The sequence below is a fragment of the Aliidiomarina sanyensis genome, from assembly GCF_003987175.1.
In the GTDB taxonomy this organism is placed as follows: domain Bacteria; phylum Pseudomonadota; class Gammaproteobacteria; order Enterobacterales; family Alteromonadaceae; genus Aliidiomarina; species Aliidiomarina sanyensis.
This window is the reverse complement of record NZ_PIPM01000007.1, coordinates 58,242-76,084: the sequence shown is the minus strand read 5'-3', so window position 1 is coordinate 76,084 and position 17,843 is coordinate 58,242. Positions and strand designations below refer to the sequence as shown.

17 protein-coding genes are annotated in these 17,843 nt (G+C 51.0%); 12 read left to right on the top strand and 5 right to left on the bottom strand.

Annotated elements, in window-relative coordinates; genetic code table 11:
* Positions 1–269 precede the first annotated feature (269 nt).
* A complete protein-coding gene (locus CWE11_RS07945) occupies positions 270–1,517 on the top strand; it encodes a malic enzyme-like NAD(P)-binding protein (RefSeq protein WP_126777085.1) in 1,248 nt (415 codons plus the stop codon).
* Between the two features lie 14 nt (positions 1,518–1,531).
* The gene (locus CWE11_RS07940; protein ID WP_126777084.1) at positions 1,532–1,975 is read left to right on the top strand and encodes a hypothetical protein; all 444 of its coding nucleotides are present in this window, start codon (positions 1,532–1,534) and stop codon (positions 1,973–1,975) included.
* Here the strand turns inward: CWE11_RS07940 and gloA are convergent, their stop codons facing one another.
* Positions 1,976–2,539 carry a lactoylglutathione lyase gene (gene gloA, locus CWE11_RS07935; protein ID WP_126777083.1) on the bottom strand — a complete coding sequence of 188 codons (564 nt, stop codon included), beginning with the start codon at positions 2,537–2,539 and terminating at the stop codon, positions 1,976–1,978.
* Between the two features lie 21 nt (positions 2,540–2,560).
* Positions 2,561–2,890 carry a met regulon transcriptional regulator MetJ gene (gene metJ / locus CWE11_RS07930; protein WP_126777082.1) on the bottom strand — a complete coding sequence of 110 codons (330 nt, stop codon included), beginning with the start codon at positions 2,888–2,890 and terminating at the stop codon, positions 2,561–2,563.
* Positions 2,891–3,178: 288 nt separating this feature from the next.
* On the opposite strand from metJ, the gene metL reads away from it, so the two are divergent.
* Complete coding sequence (gene metL, locus CWE11_RS07925; protein WP_126777081.1) at positions 3,179–5,620, top strand: bifunctional aspartate kinase/homoserine dehydrogenase II; 2,442 nt, start codon at positions 3,179–3,181, stop codon at positions 5,618–5,620.
* 63 nt (positions 5,621–5,683) lie between these two features.
* On the opposite strand, the gene CWE11_RS07920 is transcribed toward metL, so the two are convergent.
* Positions 5,684–8,260 carry a penicillin-binding protein 1A gene (locus tag CWE11_RS07920; RefSeq protein WP_198675621.1) on the bottom strand — a complete coding sequence of 859 codons (2,577 nt, stop codon included), beginning with the start codon at positions 8,258–8,260 and terminating at the stop codon, positions 5,684–5,686.
* Positions 8,261–8,432: 172 nt separating this feature from the next.
* Between CWE11_RS07920 and CWE11_RS07915 the strand changes: the two genes are divergently transcribed.
* The 8 genes from CWE11_RS07915 to CWE11_RS07880 all read left to right on the top strand — a co-directional run bounded on the left by CWE11_RS07915 (position 8,433) and on the right by CWE11_RS07880 (position 14,392).
* Positions 8,433–9,197 carry a hypothetical protein gene (locus CWE11_RS07915; protein WP_126777080.1) on the top strand — a complete coding sequence of 255 codons (765 nt, stop codon included), beginning with the start codon at positions 8,433–8,435 and terminating at the stop codon, positions 9,195–9,197.
* Positions 9,187–9,651 (top strand): hypothetical protein, encoded by a 465-nt coding sequence (locus CWE11_RS07910; RefSeq protein ID WP_126777079.1) that lies wholly within the window; start codon positions 9,187–9,189, stop codon positions 9,649–9,651. The genes CWE11_RS07915 and CWE11_RS07910 overlap by 11 nt, the downstream gene beginning before the upstream one ends.
* Positions 9,652–9,734: 83 nt before the next feature.
* A complete protein-coding gene (locus tag CWE11_RS07905) occupies positions 9,735–10,445 on the top strand; it encodes a hypothetical protein (protein ID WP_126777078.1) in 711 nt (236 codons plus the stop codon).
* Between the two features lie 104 nt (positions 10,446–10,549).
* Positions 10,550–11,068, top strand: a complete 519-nt coding sequence (aroK, locus tag CWE11_RS07900; protein ID WP_126777077.1) for a shikimate kinase AroK — start codon at positions 10,550–10,552, stop codon at positions 11,066–11,068.
* 3 nt (positions 11,069–11,071) lie between these two features.
* On the top strand, positions 11,072–12,193 hold the full coding sequence (aroB, locus tag CWE11_RS07895) for a 3-dehydroquinate synthase (RefSeq protein WP_126777076.1): 1,122 nt from the start codon (positions 11,072–11,074) through the stop codon (positions 12,191–12,193).
* A gap of 90 nt (positions 12,194–12,283) precedes the next feature.
* Positions 12,284–13,120: a Dam family site-specific DNA-(adenine-N6)-methyltransferase gene (locus tag CWE11_RS07890; RefSeq protein ID WP_126777075.1), complete on the top strand. Its 837-nt coding sequence runs from the start codon at positions 12,284–12,286 to the stop codon at positions 13,118–13,120.
* A 34-nt stretch (positions 13,121–13,154) separates the two neighbouring features.
* On the top strand, positions 13,155–13,595 hold the full coding sequence (locus CWE11_RS07885; protein WP_126777074.1) for a GNAT family N-acetyltransferase: 441 nt from the start codon (positions 13,155–13,157) through the stop codon (positions 13,593–13,595).
* Positions 13,592–14,392, top strand: a complete 801-nt coding sequence (locus tag CWE11_RS07880; protein ID WP_198675620.1) for a class I SAM-dependent methyltransferase — start codon at positions 13,592–13,594, stop codon at positions 14,390–14,392. The genes CWE11_RS07885 and CWE11_RS07880 overlap by 4 nt, the downstream gene beginning before the upstream one ends.
* Here the strand turns inward: CWE11_RS07880 and CWE11_RS07875 are convergent.
* Entirely contained in the window at positions 14,389–14,979 is a 591-nt protein-coding gene (locus CWE11_RS07875; RefSeq protein ID WP_126777073.1) for a YceB family lipoprotein, read from the bottom strand. The two genes, CWE11_RS07880 and CWE11_RS07875, sit on opposite strands and share 4 nt — an antisense overlap.
* 211 nt (positions 14,980–15,190) lie before the next feature.
* Here CWE11_RS07875 and CWE11_RS07870 point away from each other — a divergent pair, with 211 nt between their 5' ends.
* Positions 15,191–16,633: a YfcC family protein gene (locus tag CWE11_RS07870; RefSeq protein WP_126777072.1), complete on the top strand. Its 1,443-nt coding sequence runs from the start codon at positions 15,191–15,193 to the stop codon at positions 16,631–16,633.
* Between the two features lie 89 nt (positions 16,634–16,722).
* Here the strand turns inward: CWE11_RS07870 and CWE11_RS07865 are convergent, their stop codons facing one another.
* Positions 16,723–17,637, bottom strand: coding sequence for a tetratricopeptide repeat protein (locus tag CWE11_RS07865; protein ID WP_126777071.1), 915 nt, complete (start codon positions 17,635–17,637; stop codon positions 16,723–16,725).
* Positions 17,638–17,843 lie beyond the last annotated feature (206 nt).

The following is a 17,843-nucleotide window of genomic DNA, read 5'->3' as shown; positions in this document are numbered from 1 at the left end:
ATCAACTTCTCTTCTCATTCATCGTTGTTAATGTTTGTCTCAATCATTGCCATATTGAGCATGCATTCTTGTTGTTGCATCACCTTACCTTTGCCCTCGGAGACAGGCAAGCAATGCTTGCGAGCGGACGAGTGAATTTTCGTATTTGGATGAATTACATTGGTAAGATTTGTTGACGCTCAAAAAGCAAGTAGACTTTAGGCGTATCCCAGGCTCTGAGCTTTTCCTGGTTGGTTCTCCCTACCATTGATGACGGATATTCAAACAACATGACCGATTTTCGCCAGAAAGCCCTTGATTATCATGCACTCCCCACTCCCGGAAAAATCAGTATCGAACTCACGAAGCCGGCTGAAAGTGCCCGAGATTTAGCCCTTGCATACAGTCCCGGCGTTGCAGAGCCCGTTCGAGCCATCGCTGAAAATCCCGAGGACGTCTACAAGTACACGGCGAAGGGAAATTTGGTCGCGGTCATTAGCAACGGAACCGCTATTTTAGGTCTGGGGAATCTGGGCCCAATGGCTTCAAAGCCGGTCATGGAAGGGAAGGCGCTGCTATTCAAACGATTCGCCGGTATCGACTCCATTGATATTGAAGTCACCCATCGAACCACGCAGGACTTCATCAATACGGTGGCGAGCATCGCCAACACCTTCGGCGGCATCAATCTTGAAGATATCAAAGCACCTGAGTGCTTTGAGATTGAGCAAGCGTTGATTGAGCGATGCGATATTCCCGTCTTTCATGATGATCAGCACGGTACCGCTATTGTCACAGCGGCAGGATTGCTGAATGCCCTCGAGATTCAGGGCAAAGACATAGGGAAAGCTCAGATCGTCTGTATGGGGGCCGGTGCGGCTGCGATAGCCTGTATGGAACTGCTCATTAAATGCGGAGCACAACGAGAGCACATCTATATGCTCGACTCCAAAGGTGTCATTCATACTCGCCGCACTGATTTAAACGAATACAAACAACTTTTTGCCAACAACACCGACAAGCGCACGCTGCAAGAAGTTATCACAGGTGCAGATGTGTTCGTCGGTGTTTCAGGGCCGGATCTAATCACTGCTGAGGATCTGCAGCTTATGGCGGAACGGCCTGTGGTTTTTGCCTGCTCGAACCCAGATCCAGAGATCCATCCCGATATCGCCAATGCAGCGCGGGACGATCTAATCATGGCGACTGGTCGTTCGGATTTTCCAAATCAAGTGAATAACGTGCTGTGTTTTCCATTTATCTTCCGCGGTGCTCTGGATGTGCGTGCCAGCCGTATTAATGATGAAATGAAACTTGCAGCGGTTCACGCCATCAAAGACCTTGCGAAGGAAAGTGTTCCTCAGGCGGTCCTGCACGCATCGGGCTCGCAGGCACTCAGCTTCGGGAAAGACTATATTATTCCTAAGCCAATGGATCCGCGTTTGTGTTCGCGAGTAGCGCGCGCAGTCGCGGGAGCCGCGGTTGCATCGGGAGTCGCTCGGATCGCGATGCCAGATGATTACTTTAACGACCAGTAGGTCCGGGGGTTGTGATGACACAGATATTACGTGGGATTGTTTTCGCATTATCCGTTGCGCTGATCGCGGGATGTGCGAGCGCCACAGGTGATGCAGACGAACGCGCGGTCGTTTTGGAGCAAAACCCGCAAACCTTGCGAGCATTCCGCGATGATCCCGGAATGGCTGATTTTCGTCACTCGGGGCCCATCGACATTGTCTGGTATGACAATACACTGCGCGATCAACACATTGCTTTCGCTGCGATGCCGCGCGGCAGCGAGATGCCAGCGGAACTCGCCCAAGCAGAACGTCATATCCGGCGTGCAATGAACTATCCGGTGCGTTTCGGTGTGTCTGGAAATCGTTTGTGGGTAGAGCCGCGCGGTGCCGATGTGGACTATCGCTACGTCGTTGCAGCGTTAGCAGGGACCGGCTTGTTTACACGCGTTCAAGCCGGCCATTTGATTTATCAGTAATCAATCTGTCGAGCCAAGGTGCTTGCTCAATCCTGCCGGCAAGCGCTTTGGTTCAAAAATTTCAATCCAATAACCGTCTGGGTCTTGGATGAAGGCTATATCGTTCATCTTGCCGTCTTGCGGACGTTTCACAAAAGGCACATCCAGTGCTTCAAATCGCGCACATGCCTCGTCTAAATTCGGAACCGCAAAGCCGATATGCCCAAAGCCTTTCGGAGCGTCATTGCCGTTGTGATACGTCACCTCATCATCATCTTCACTTCCCCAGTTGTAAGTCAGCTCGAGTAATGCGGGACGCGAAAAGGTTTGAACGATTCGCTCGTCAGCGTCTGCGGACCACTCATTGCGCTGCTCCGGAGTGATGGCGGCCAAAAAATACAAGGTGAATTGCATATCTGGGAACGGCAGGGATTTGACCAAGGTCATCCCGAGCACGCGGGTATAGAAATCGAGTGTCTTTTCCGGATCTTTGATGCGCAACATAGTTTGATTGAACACGTAACCATGGGTCGCCTCGTCGTGGGTTTCCGATAAACCCGGGGCCTTATCAAAATGTCGACTCATTGATTCACTCCTCGTTTTAACTCATTCATCATGAGACGTGAGGTCATCTTCAGAATATTCAATCCCTAACTGGTCCATAATAGCACGCGCTTCGGCTGGGATTTTACGCGGATTGTCTTTGCGCAAGTCGTCGTCACTCGGTAACGGTTGCCCGGTAAATGCATGCAGAAATGCCTCACACAGCAATTCACTGTTGGTGGCATGGCGAAGATTGGCGACCTGGCGTCGAGTGCGTTCGTCCGTGAGAACTTTCAAGACATTAACGGGAATCGAGACGGTAATCTTTTTTACCTGCTCGCTCTTTTTGCCATGCTCAGCATAGGGGTAGATGTATTTTCCATCCCAATCCATCGTGAAGACCTCCGCTCAAAATTGATTGCCGCTGTGCGTTTTACGCTATTTTTATGGTTCGGAAGACGGCTTTTACCTTACAGTTTCGCTATGCTTGATATGCCGCAACCTTCATATTTTCCAGTCGAAATTCACGACAGGACGCATTGAATGGAATAAGCTTATTCCAAACAGCTGCAAGTATGTCATTTTTTAATGCTTTTAGCCATCTAAACTTCTATTTGGGTTTCGTTTTCGATATGATGCAGTTCAATACACCGTCCCAGTTGAGGCAATCAGTCACCGATCATGAGTAGCGATCTTCTCCCCACGCCAGAGCGCATCCGCGCCATCGCCGACGAAATTCACTTGCACAAGTTTGGTGGCAGTAGTCTTGCAGATGCATACTGCTATCGCCGCGTGGCACGAATCGTGACGGAATACGCGGGGGTCAGCGACATGGTGGTGGTCTCTGCGGCCGGTGACACAACCAACCGAATTCTTGCCATTATTGAAGCGCGGGAAAGCCAACCGGAATACGCAGCCACCTTGTTGGCCTCGCTCCAACGCTATCAGCAGGGCCTGATTGAAGAACTCCTGTCTGGCCGTCCGCTCGAGCAAGTCATGCAAGCCTCCGAGCAGGACTTTACCCGTTGGCAAGCTTGGTTGATCGGCGATGAGAGTATCGAGCGTGCCGAGCTGTGCGCCTACGGGGAGCTGTGGTCGGCTCGCCTGCTGGCTGCGTTGTTACAAAAACAAGGAACCCGCGCTGATTACATCGATGCACGAACCTTTCTGTCAGCCAAAGATGCGGCAGAGCCCATCATTGATGTCGAATCGTCGCGAGAAGCCCTGCTCAAGCGTCTTGGGCCATACCCGGGCATGCGCTTTATTGTCACCGGCTTTATTTGCAGTGAATCAGGTACAGGTCGCACCTTATTGCTCGGTCGGAATGGTTCAGACTATTCCGCTACCTTGATTGGTAGTTTGATTGACAGTCGTCAAGTCACCATCTGGAAAGATGTCGCTGGGGTGTACTCCGCGGACCCACGTAAAGTTGAGCGTGTTGTGAGTCTGCCAACCCTCGATTGGAGCGAAGCCGAGGAGCTTGCTCGTCTTGGTAGCCCAGTCCTCCACCCTCGGACCTTCCAGCCGGTCAATCGCGAGCGCATGGTGATCAGTGTTCGTTCAAGCTTGAAAGTTGAAAACCAACAGACGCGTATTGGCCAATACGATTACACTGAAGCCCAGGGCAAAGTTTTAACCTCGTTGCAAGACGTCGTGTTGTTCAGTATTCATGTCGCCGACCGTGATCTGATTCAACGCTTCGAGGGCACACAGCTCGAGCCATTAGTCAGTTGGATCGAGGAAGAAACCCAAGAAAAATTCTACGCGTTTCACCAAAACCATCTGGAGTTCATTCGCCATTGGCTCGCGACCCAAGATGCGGAACACAAAGTGCACGAGGTGAGCGGTTACAGCATGATCGCGCTGGTCGGAGCCCGTATCCAGGAAAGTAAACAATTCGCGGTACTTCGCCGCGAAGCCAATGATCAACAACTACGCCGATTTTTGGTCTCCACCAACAAAACCTCTGCGATTGCTATTTTAGGGCAGAAGCTCGATAACCGGTTGCTGGGGCGCCTGCACAGCCAGCTGTTTAATTTCCGACGCAGTGTCGGGGTGCTTGTGCTCGGTCGGGGCAATATTGGTAGCGAATGGCTACAACTGTTTCGTCAACAACGCGATCGCATGAACGAGAATGTCGATGTCCGCATTATGGGTATCGCAAACTCATCTCGGTTGTGGCTGGACTACAGCGGGGTCGACTTACAGGACTGGCAAGAAAGCTTTGAACGGTTAGCGCGCCCCTACGTGTTAACCGAACTGTTGCGTGAGCTGCCCAATGCGCCCTGTGATGAGATGATTGTAATTGACCTGACCGATTCAGGGTCAGTCGCCCAGCTGTATCCAAGTTTCTTTGCCAATGGCATGCACATTATTAGTGCCAACAAGCGTGCAGGATCTGCGGAAGAATCTTTATACCGGGAAATTCGCACCATCCAGCATGAATACAAACGCGAATGGCTGTACAACACGACCGTCGGGGCTGGGCTTCCGCTCAACTATGCAATTAACGACCTGATTCGCTCCGGTGACCACATTCGCAGCATTTCCGGTATTTTTAGCGGTACCATGAGTTGGTTATTTGAAAACTTTGATGGGAAAGTAAAGTTTAGTGATTTGGTTCGACAGGCTCGTGCTGAGGGATTTACCGAACCGGACCCACGGGAAGATTTGTCCTGTCACGATATCGTCCGGAAGCTTCTGATTGTGGCGCGAGATATTGGCGCCACCCTCGATTGGGATGACATCGAAATTCGTGGGCTCGTGCCTGAGCATCTGCGCGAATTGAGTTTAGATGCCTTCCTAGCACAACTTAGTGATCTCGATGAACCGATGCAAAAACTGTGGGAAGAAGCTCAACAAGAGAACAAAGTTCCCCGCTTGATGGCGAGCTTTTCAATTACCGACGAGCGCTCGCACGCGCGTGTGGGAATCGAATACATCTCGGTTGAGGACATGCTCACAAATCTTATCCCGGGCGAGAATATTTTTGTGATTTACAGTGATTGGTATAACGACATGCCGCTCGTCATCAGTGGTCCGGGTGCGGGCCGAAAAGTGACTGCTGGGGGAGTTCAATCAGACCTTCATCAACTCTTGGCCCGTCTCGCAACCCCAGCTTAACCCCATGACAAAATGAAAGAACGCAGGAAATTCCCTGCGTTCTGACGTTCCTCAATTGAGTTTTTAGCGGAATAGCCCGTCATCGTCTTCGAAGATCTGCGGCTGCCGACGATCCGAGTCGGCAAACTCACGCGGCTCTGTACCCCGCACAAAATATTCGAACATGCTGGTGAAATCGGTTCGATTGGTCAGTTTGCCACTGGCCTGATCGATGCGCACTGACATCATCCCCGAAGGCAACTCAAACGGGCTACTGTCTACCTGGGACAGTTTGTGTTCCATGTAGAGGATCCAACCTGGCAAGGCAGTCGTTCCGCCGGCTTCCGAACCGACAATCGGTTGACGCTGACGTCCTAAGTTTGCATTTAGGCTTGTCCGACCCAGCGCAAACTCAAGATTGTCAAAACCAACCCATGTTGCGGCTACCGTTCCTTGGCTATAGCCAACGAACCAAGCATCCCGCACATCATTTGTGGTTCCGGTTTTGCCCGCAATATTGCGGTTCCGTAAGCTTTGAGCACGCCAGCCCGTGCCATTCCAGCCTGTTTGATTGGCCCAGCTTCCACCACCCCAAACTGCCGACTGGAGCGCCTCCGTTACCAGATACGCGGCTTGCGCAGAAATGACTTGGGGCGCCTGACGGAATGGACGCTCGATATAATCTTCGGGACCAAGCTCATGTGCTTCACGGTACGCTTTTTCAGCGCACTCGGTGCAGACAAATCGTGGATTTGCCTCGTAGACCACATTGCCCTCGCTATCTTCGATGCGTGCAATAAAATACGGATCAATTAAATGACCGCCATTCGCAAACACCGCGAAACCACGCGCCATTTCAAGCGGTGTGAACGAGGCGGAACCAAGCGATAACGACTCATTACGAGGAATTTCATTCGGTGCAAACCCGAAGTTTGTCAGGTAATCGGCCGTTTCATCCACACCCACTTCACGAATAAGGCGCACTGAAACGACGTTCTTGGAGCGAGCGAGGGCTTCACGCAAACGCATGGGGCCATCATAAACTTCAGGAGAGTTCCGTGGCCGCCAAGCAATCCCTGAACCTGGATTCCACTGCGTGATCGGTGCGTCATTCACCAAGGATGCGAGCGTGAAATTGTTTTCAAACGCTGCCGCATAAATAAATGGCTTAATGGTGGAGCCGACCTGCCGCTTCGCTTGAGTCGCTCGGTTAAACTGACTGAGGTTGAAACTATAGCCACCAACAATCGATTGCAGTGCACCGTCTTGCGGATCGAGTGCGACGATGGCTGAGCTCGGCCCCGGAATCTGAGCAAGTTTCCAACCTTCTGAGACAGGCCGAACCAAGATATGATCACCGGCATTCAAAATATCCGCAGCCCGCTGTGGCGCTCGACCTTGGCGTTCTTGATCAATAAATGGACGAGCCCAATCGAGGCGGTCCCAATCAAGGGTCACCCGCATGCCACCACGCATAATAATATCAACCGATTGCTCATGGACGTCTGTAACCACCGCGTGTTGCAAACGACCAATCCGAGGCTGTCGATTAAGATACTGTAGGATATCGACTTCGTCCCACGCTTGCCCCCCATGGCGCAGCATCACCTCGAGCGTGATTTCATCGGGCAGCGGACGGTTCGCGTCTCCCTCGCCTCGGAAATAGCGCTCCGGATCAAAGCCCCATAATTGTTGTTCCGGCCCCCGATAACCATGACGCTCGTCATACGCATGCAGATTTTCTTGCAAGGCGTTCTGAGCCGCCATTTGGTTATCCGCACGAACGGTCGTGAACACCCGATAACCACTGTTGTAGGCGTCATCGACACCAAAGCGCTCAATCATTTCTTGCCGAACCATTTCAGCAAGATAAGGCGCATTCACTTCAATCTCAGTCCCGTGGAAGCGAGCTGTAACGGGTGCATTGAACGCAGCATCAAATTGCGCACGAGTAATCAGATTTTCATCGAGCATGCGACGTAAAACGATACGACGCCGCTGTAACGATGCTTGTGGATGTGAAATTGGATTGAGGATGGACGGTCCCTGCGGTAAGCCCGCGATGGTCGCAATTTCCGCCAAGGTCAATTCATGTAAATCACGGCCATAGTAGACCTGTGCTGCTGCACCAACACCATAGGCACGATGCCCCAAGAAAATCTTGTTTAAGTAAAGCTCGAGGATCTCGTCTTTCGTAAGCATCTGCTCAATGTGCAGTGCCAAAAATGCTTCTTTAATTTTTCGCATCCACGCCCGCTCCCGCGTGAGATAAAACTCACGGGCAACCTGCATGGTAATCGTCGAAGCACCTTCCCGAATTTCTCCGGTTGTAATTAATACCCGAAATGCTCGCATCACGCCTATCGGGTCAATTCCGCGATGGCTATAAAAGCGCGCATCTTCGGTAGCAAGAATGGCATCGAGCATTTGCTGTGGCATTTCATCAAGCGAGAGGGGAATACGCCGCTGCTCGCCAAACTGTGAAATCAAGCGGCCATCCGCGGTATAGACCTGCATGGGAGTCTGCAGACGCACATCGCGTAGCGTTTCCACACTCGGGAGGTCATCTTTTACGTAATAATACAAACCCACCACAGCGCCAACACCAAGCACTGCCAGGACAAGTATTGTTACCAAGAGGTACTTTAAAAATCTGAGCACGAAAACTCCGCGATTAGCCACTAACTCGGGGGGATATTATAGAGAGATTATGCGTTAAATTTAACCAAAGTATTGTTGAATTTACGTAAGTTATCTTCACGACTGGGCTCAACATCGGCCTTATATCAATCAAGAATCAACGAAGACTCACACGCAAACATGGAGGTTGCTCGTGAAACAGTTCAAATCCAAGGTGAAAAAATCAGTCCGTATTGCGGACGAAGGGCAGCCTTCGGGCGTCGGCTTTTTTAACAATGGGAAGCAGATCACACTCGTATTCATTGAGGGCTGGGCGACATGTGCGACAATCCGCCATGTCTTCCAGCTGCCAAGCGCCGAGTTAGCTCTCACACCAAACTCGCAAACTTTTCTCACACACATTTCTAAGAAACTACTAGCGACAGGAAGTTCCCGAAATTGGTTTCAAATACGAAAAAAAATCCCCTGTGCATGGCCGATCATTCACTGGAAGAAAGCGCGCGTGTACATCCCTGATGATTTACCCCCTCCCGATGTCATTGATTTAGTCCAAGCAAAACTAGATGAAGAGTCAAAAGAAGTGCATCAAGGCTGGGCATGGGACCTCTATCCCAACGCAGACGATGAGAATGAAAGCGAAGTGCTGTTCGTTCCTCATCAAGACTTATTACCTTATGAAATTGCGCATCAAGCGTTCGATGCAACCGAAGCCCGTAACTTGGGCGTGCGCCTGCGTCCGGTTTATCCCCCCTTGCTCGATGATCTGACGCAAGAGCAATCCGAAGCCGAGCGTCTCATAGCGACATTGGCGCAATCAGATGCGGCTTCATCGTACCAAGGGTTGCTGAACAAAGATCTGGAAACCGCCACAGCTCTGGCCCTCTATGCTATGCAAAGTGCACAAAGTGACCTTGGCCGAAATACATCTACTGTCGCTGAATCAAGCTATGTCCATTAACTTTCTGGCAGATTTCCCAACCCGGTGGGGCCATCGTATCCAGCGCGCGCGCTTTGAAGTGGGTCTAGGCTGCGTCCTCTTTATTTTCTGTACTGCAGCACTCTGGTTCCAGATGCCCAGAGCGCTCAGTGCATCGGAGCAAACCGAACTCTCCAAACTAACTGCACTTCACGCACAACCGAAACCACCTGCGCATGGCCTTGATCCCATCTACGCCCTATTAAATTGGCAGGTGTCCCATCCATTCCTTTCTTCCCAAATTACCAGTATCGAGATGTCCTCAACGCAACTAAAGCTTACTGCCACTCTGAACTCAGCAAACGAGTTTACCCAGCTGATCAATGCGTTTGCGCTCGACCAATGGCAAATTCATTCTCAAACACTTGAACACCAGGACAATCAAATCTGGTTGGCTGAATTTAAACTGCAACCCCCGCAAAACGGACCTGATTAATTGTGTGGCTTCGCTTTGTTCAACTTTCTTTTTACCAGCGTGTTGGCGTCATTTTGACCGGACTTGGGTGTGCGGTGCTCGTAATGCACACCATACTAATGCTCCCCAAAACAAAAGAACGAGGGTTCGCGCATGATGCACTTCGTGCTGCCCAACAACGCCCTCGCGTCAGCGTGCCGCAATTAAGCATAAAAGCACCGCTACCACTTCCCTCAGAATCGGTTCAAGTAGTGCATTGGAGCGGTCATGAAAACGAAATGTCGATTACGGTGACAGGCGGTGTGACCCCCATCCTTGATTGGCTTTACGCGCTGAAGACTCTCGCGTGGAGTCCCACAACAATCTCCCTGACGAGGGTTCCTCAAGGTCTTATGTTAGAGGCGGTGTTGTATCAGCGGGAGCAGCAGATGAGCGCCCTCATTCGCCCGGACACGGATCATTCCTTTCGCAGCCTACCACCCCCAGAAGTAGAGCGAAGCCCCTCAGTCCCCACGTCTCCACCTATGCAAGCCTGCGCTGATATTCAGGCAATGACTGATAGAGTGCGCGCCGTGGTTCATACCGGGCATCCTGCGCAGACTAAGGAGAGTTTCGTGGTGCTTGCCGCTTCATCTCAGCGGATTGCTCTTCGAGATTTTTTGCATGAAATATCCCTCTCTTCGCAGTCATTCACTCTTGGTTATGTCTTTAAGAAGCCGGCTAAATTAAGGATATTCGAGCATGATCGGCGCTGCCTCGAAGTCGAGTTCGAGTTGTTAAAGATTCCTTCAAATCCGGTGAATTGGTTGCCATAACCCAGACAAATTGCGATAATCGCGTGTCTTTTTTTCAGGGGCACAGGGGTGGTTCAACACTCATCTAACTAAAAACAGCAAATACAGAAGTGACGTATAAAGCTATGGCTGATAAGCGTAACATTTTTCTCATCGGGCCCATGGGGGCCGGCAAGAGCACCATCGGGCGACAACTCGCCAAATCATTACACCTCGAATTTTTTGACTCTGATGCTGAAATTGAGCGTCGGACGGGCGCAGATATCAGCTGGGTTTTCGAATTGGAAGGCGAAGCAGGTTTTCGCGATCGGGAAGAAAAAGTCATCAATGAACTGACCGAAAACACCGGCATTGTCCTCGCAACCGGCGGTGGCTCAATTATTAGCAAAGAAAATCGGAATCGGCTCTCCGCTCGTGGCGTGGTGGTTTACCTCAAAACGACCATTGATAAACAAGTGGCGCGGACCGAGCGGGACAAACGTCGTCCATTAATTGCTGAAGCGGAAAACCCACGCGAAGTCCTTGAGCAGCTCTCTGAGGAGCGGACTCCCTTGTATGAAGAAATTGCCGACATCACGATCGAAACCGACGATCAGAGCGCCAAGATCGTTGCAAATGAAATTATTGAGAAATTAGGACTTTAATCCATGAGCGCGCCGCAACACCACTTACATGTTGAACTGGGAACGCGGCGCTACCCTATCTGGATCGGTTCGGGACTTATAGAGAGCCATCTAGAAGCACTCATTACGGAAGCCAATCCTCAGCTTGGACGCCAAATTTTGGTCCTGAGCAATCCAACCGTTGCTGAACACTTTCTGCAACCAGTCTTGGCAACACTCGCAAAATCTCCTCAGAACTACCATGTTCAGCATCATTTGATGCCAGATGGCGAATCCTACAAAAATCTTGCGACCTATAGTGACATCATGGACGTCCTCGTACAGGCGCGATTTAGTCGAGATTGTCTGATTATCGCTCTCGGTGGTGGAGTGGTTGGGGATATGGCAGGTTTTGTGGCCGCGACCTGGCAACGCGGCGTCCGTTTTTTGCAAATTCCGACGACCTTGCTAGCGCAAGTCGACTCTTCAGTGGGTGGGAAAACAGCTGTGAACCATCCCGGTGGGAAAAACCTGATCGGCGCCTTTCACCAGCCAAGTGGCGTGCTGATTGATACCGATGTCTTGATGACACTACCAACACGAGAGCTCGGTGCAGGTCTCGCCGAGGTGATTAAGTACGGCATCATGGCTGACGCTGACTTTTTTACCTGGCTGGAGAAAAACATCGATGCACTTCGTCAAAAGAATCCCGATGCACTGAGCGCCGCAATCTATAAAAGCTGTGCCATCAAGGCCGACGTTGTGGCTGCGGATGAAACCGAGCAGGGACAACGTGCGTTGCTTAATCTCGGACACACCTTCGGACACGCAATTGAAGCCGCGACAAACTACCAAACCTGGCTGCATGGTGAAGCGGTTGCAGTGGGGATGGTCATGGCCGCGCACCTGAGCCTGATGCGCGGTTATATTGATGCTGATTATCACCACGCGATTATTCAATTGATTCAAAATGCAGGTCTTCCTATTCATCCTCCTCAATCAATGACGGACGCTCAGTGGCTTACATTGATGGCCCGTGACAAAAAAGTACTCCAGGGAAAAATGCGGTTTATCCTTCCCACTGCTCGCGGTGCTGCTGCCATTTTTTCTGATGTTACCGAAGACGAACTTCGTCGCGTGATCGAAGCGGCAACTCAGTCCGTTTAAGTGCGTAGGAATCCCGATCAGTTCGGGTTACAATTATCAACTCATGTACCGAGCCAGCGCACGGCATTCCAAAAAAGCGTTCCAATAACAATGAAATCAAAGCAACGCGCGTTTTTAAAATGGGCTGGAGGGAAATACACCCTCGTGGAGCCAATCAAAGCAGTCCTCCCTGCGGGTGATAAACTGATTGAGCCGTTTGTGGGTGCTGGGTCTGTATTTTTAAATACCGACTACGATAAGTACTTATTGAACGACATCAATGCAGACCTGATTCATCTGTACAAAATTCTGAAACGGCGTCCAAAAACCTATATTGAAGATGCGCGCAAATTGTTTGCCCCCGCGACAAACTCAGCGGATGCTTACTACGCCATTCGGCAAGCATTCAACGCGAGCCGCGACCCGTATGAGCGCTCGCTGTATTTCTTGTATCTCAATCGCCATGGATATAACGGGTTGTGTCGCTACAATAGCAAGGGGCTGTTCAACGTCCCCTTTGGAAAATACCGAGCACCCTACTTTCCGGAAGCTGAGCTGGAGTTTTTTGCAGAGAAATCAAAACGTGCGACCTTTACGTGCGAGCCGTTTCAAAATACGTTTCGGCGGGCTCGCAAAGGCAATGTCATCTACTGCGATCCCCCATACCTGCCGCTCAGTCCGACAGCAAATTTCACGAGTTATGCCGGGAATGGATTTGGACTAGACGAACAAGCAATATTGGCACAAAAGGCGATGGACGCCGCGAACAAACGACGCATTCCGGTACTTATTAGTAACCACGATACGCTGTTTGCGCGGGAGCTTTATCAACACGCGAGCCTCACCCCGTTGCAGGTGCACCGCTTTATCAGTCAAAATGGCAATACACGGAACAAAGTCGCGGAGTTACTCGCATACTTTGCTCCCCGCATCCCTGGTCTAAAATAAGGGACGGCTCACGGATTACCCGAAAGGAACCTGCATGCTGCAATTTACCGTATCGACGTTCCAAGAACTCAGTAACGATTTGGTCCACGACATTTTTCGCCTCCGGCAAGATATTTTTATCGTCGAGCAAAACTGCCCCTATCCAGATATTGATGGCGTCGATCCCGATTGGTTGCACCTCTGTGGTTTCGATGATCAGGGGCTGGTTGCCTATGCGCGATTGCTCTGCTCGAATAGAGAGCCATCACACATTGGTCGTGTTGTCGTTCATGAGCGTGGACGAGGGAAGAGCTATGGCCGTGAGTTGATGCAGCGTGCAATGGTGGAAGTTATTGAGCGCGCGCCCGATAAACCAATTGAGCTCAATGCACAGAGTTATCTTTTAGAGTTCTACACGTCACTAGGCTTTCATGTGATTGGTGACGAATACTTGGAGGATGGTATTCCGCACCGCCACATGGAGTTTCACCCGTGACATTTATTGTCCCAATCGTGGCCGCTGAACCCGAGCTGCAAGCGGGGGCAGCGATGCTCGCTGAACGGTTAAAATTGCCGCTCCATCAGGCGGAAACAGAACAGGCTCCCTTCGTCTTAGAGTTGACGCGCGACGGATTGCAGCTTCGCTGGACTACCCAACCGAAAATGCAACCGCTCACCCTCGACTACACGCGCGGCGCACAAGCATGGCGACAAAAGCTCGGGGGTGGAAAGCAAGAAGCTGTAGTCCGCGCGATTGGGCTTGGGCACAATGTTCGTCCTAGCGTTCTTGATGCGACAGCAGGGCTTGGTCGGGATGGAATGATGCTGGCCCACGCCGGATGTAACGTATACTTCCTTGAGCGTCATCCCGGAGTTCACGCCTTGTTGGATCACGCGATTCACCAATTTCAGGAAGCTCATGCGGCGGAGCATTGGAGTTCCAAACGCTTACATATGCTGCCTGCAGGAAGCTTGCTTGAAGCCGCTCCCTTGCCTAATCACATTCAATCAATTCAGCCCGACGCGATTTATCTTGATCCGATGTTTCCCGAGCGAGAAAAGTCTGCCGCAGTGAAAAAAGATATGCAGTTCCTACAGGCCTTGGTAGGGCCAGATCTGGATGCTGATGGTCTCTTAGCTGTCGCGCTCAACCTCGCGACCTATCGCGTAGTGGTTAAGCGCCCGAACAAAGCCCCGTTTTTAGCAGGTCAGACGCCAAGCGCTCAGGTTCCGAGTAAAAAACACCGATTCGATATCTACATCAAAAAAGCTTACCCGAAACAGGCGGTTTAATTCGCAGCTCGCGCGGCTCCGTTTTGGTTTGCCGTGGCGCTAAACCGAATACCACCACTTTCGACCTGCATCGAGATTGGAACCCGCATCAGCATGCGGTGGCGAGGGTTGTCTTCACTGAGTCGGTAGACCGGCGTTTCCGCCATAAGCTCATCCAAAATCTCTTTCACTTCCCGATTCAAAAAGCCCACACTTCCCCGATAACCACCCGCATCAATGGAGGCATTTAGAATATCAAGATTACGCACATATACTGCGTGTTGCTCATGGTTGTAGTACGGAGAGCCTTCGACGGACATTTCAATCCCAATTGGGTAGCTCATTCCCAGCCCTGAAATAGTCAGTGTAAACGCTGAATGAAGGCGCACGAGGTCCGTTTCATCCGGTCCAACTTCAAGATTCAGTTGTTTCACTTCAAGCGGTGCCGACAACCCCATAAAGCTAATTTGCGGATTCATCTCATCAATCTGATCGCGCAGCAACTGCTCAAGTTGCGCCTGAGACACACGATAGCTGGCAATCTGTCCTAGCTGCGCACACCCAGCAACGAGGATTCCCATTAACATCACAACAATCCATTTCTTCATGATCGGCTCCTACAACGATTTGAATCAGTATACCGTAGCTTCCTTGCGGATGCGTATGTCTTTGAAAGCCTGTGGAATGGAGAGTTCAACCTAACCCCGCTGAAATTTTAAGCTTGGATGCCCACCCCCCATCCGGTAGACTTAAGCGGTTTGCACGGTGCCTTCGCTTGGCATCTCACGATGATAATAGATAACAAACATAGGCTGCTTTATGACCAAAGCATTTAAAGTCCCACATACGCTCACGCTTTTATTTAGCATGATGATTGTGGCGATGCTCGCCACTTGGATCGTTCCACAAGGCTTCTTTCAAACGGAACTGACCGAGACCGGCCGCAGTGTCGTCGTCCCTGGTACCTATGAGCTGGTTGAAGAGCGCCAGTTTTTAACGCCTTGGCAACTCCTCACCGCCGTGCCTCGCGCATTTGCAGCGGCACAAGACATTATCTTCTTCGTTTTCATCGTGGGTGGCGTATTGGCCATTGCGCGCCGCACAGGAACCGTTGATGCACTGATCGGACGCTTGCTCGAAAAGCATCGAGATCGCCCAGAGAAACTCATCTTCATGGTGATCTTTTTCTTTTCGCTTGCTTCAGGTGCCATTGGAACCGCAGGAGAGTACATTCCATTTGTATTGATCTTGGTTGCACTGTGTAAGGCAATGAAGCTTGACGCCATGACAGCGGTCGGCATGACCGTTGCGGGATACGGTGTCGGTTACGGTGTATCTGCATTCAATCCCTTCACGGTATTAATCGCTCAGGGTATCGCGGAAGTTCCGCCGTACTCAGGTCTCTGGCTGCGGTTAGCAATTATCCTGCCATTTGTGCTCATCGCTTTCCATCACGTATGGAGCTACGCCAAGAAGGTCAAAGCAGATCCGCAACAAAGCTTGGTTGCCGATCTTCCTTGCCCACTGGAAGGCCAAACGCAGGCAGACTACCCCCAGCTCAATAAACGCCATAAGCTGATTCTCGGCACCTTCCTCGGCACGATTGCGATTGCTATTTATGGTATCTCACAGTTCGGCTGGTATTTGTATGAGCTCGGTGCATGCTTCGTTGGCTGGGGATTACTCATTACCATTCTGGGCCGCCTAAAATTTGATGAGGCTGCTGATAGCTTTATCGAAGGTGTCAAAGATCTGACAACGACTGCGGTGCTGATTGGTATCGCACGCGGAATTGCCCTGATCTTAGAAGATGGTCAAGTGTTGCACAGCATCGTTCATGGTTTGTCGATGCCGCTTTCCCATGTTCCGTCCTATATTTCTGCGGTGGGGATGCTCGTAATTCAGACTATTCTGAACCTCTTCGTTCCTTCTGGAAGTGGGCAAGCCTTTGTCACCATGCCATTAATGGCGCCACTCAGCGATTTGGTCGGGGTGCCACGTCAGGTTGCAGTTCTTGCGTATCAGTTTGGTGACGGGTTCTCCAACATGATCGTGCCGACTAACGCGGTATTAATGGGGATTATTGGAATTGCCGGTGTGCCTTATGACCGCTGGTTCCGTTTCTGTTTGCCGCTGCTCGGTAAGTTGATGCTTGCTTGTGTGGTGGTTCTGGTACTCGCGGTATTGTTTGGCTACGGGGCAGATTACCAGCCCCAAGTGAATGCCTATTTGTGTGATATTGGCTACACGCTAGCAAGCTAATTCCCCCAGCGCATGACACTAAAAAGGCCCCCATCATGCAGATGCGGGCCTTTCTTTTTCACTGTGCACATCAACGCATTACCAATACGTTAGAAACGAGACACCGGTGCACTGCCACTCGGTCCAAACAACAATTCGCCTATCGTTGATGCTGGGGTATCGGCACCATCTCTGTCGAATACCACGTTACACGGCAAACCTCCTTGTCCACACGGCGAGGTGCGACGCAGACGCGTTCCCGTTCCAGGCGTTCGAAAGTAACGGCTCTGCAAGCGCTCCGAGAGATTCGCTAAAATATCAAGACTATCGCCCTGCATTGCCCGCACAACGATCACTTCCATATTCTCATACTCGCGAAGTGTCCGAGCAAACGCCTGAACTTCCGCGTCATCGGATGCCTCGAAGGTCTGAGTATATTCACGCAAGCGCTCTCGTGAATCACGGAAGTTACGGACCGCGAGATGCATGTATAATGCAGCTGCTTCAAACGGGTAAACCTCTCCCAACGCACCCTCTTCGTACATCCGTGCAAGTGTGTACATCGACTCAGGATGGCCTTCTTCTGCCGCATCTTGCAGAAGCTCAATCGAAGCATCAATATCGATATTCGCCTGCAAATTACGAATGGCTCGCTCATACATAGCCGGCGCATATCCAACATTAATCGCGCGGCTCAGCCAATACTCGGCCCGCTCCTCATTTTGGTCAAAAATACGTCCTACACGACGCCATTGAGATTTCACATGGTAGGCTTGTGGATTCCGAAAACGAATCGCCTCTTTCATCCATACCCGAGCGCGATCCGTATTCACGGCCACGCCTTCACCATTTGCATAGGCCACAGCCATAATGATCATGGCCTCACTTGAGCCGTAATCTGCAGACCGCTGTAAACGCTCCATAACCTCAGAACAAATGCCTTCCTCACATTCCCCAATTTCCGCTGACGCGCTGAAACTGAGGAAGCTGAGTAATGCCCCTGCTATAATCCATTGCTTTTTCATTGCGTTATCCTCACGTGATGCTCACACGCAGAGTGAGCAGGCTGGTCGTTTGGGCGCATGCCCGAGACCTAAAAATGTCGGCACTCAGCTACTGAGCTCGTTGCTCCGCTAAAGGCAAATTGCTCCGCTAAAAGCAAAATCAAACTGTACCAATTAGTAATGTAACTCAAATCTTCAACTTTGCTCAGGCTAAAGTGTTACAATTT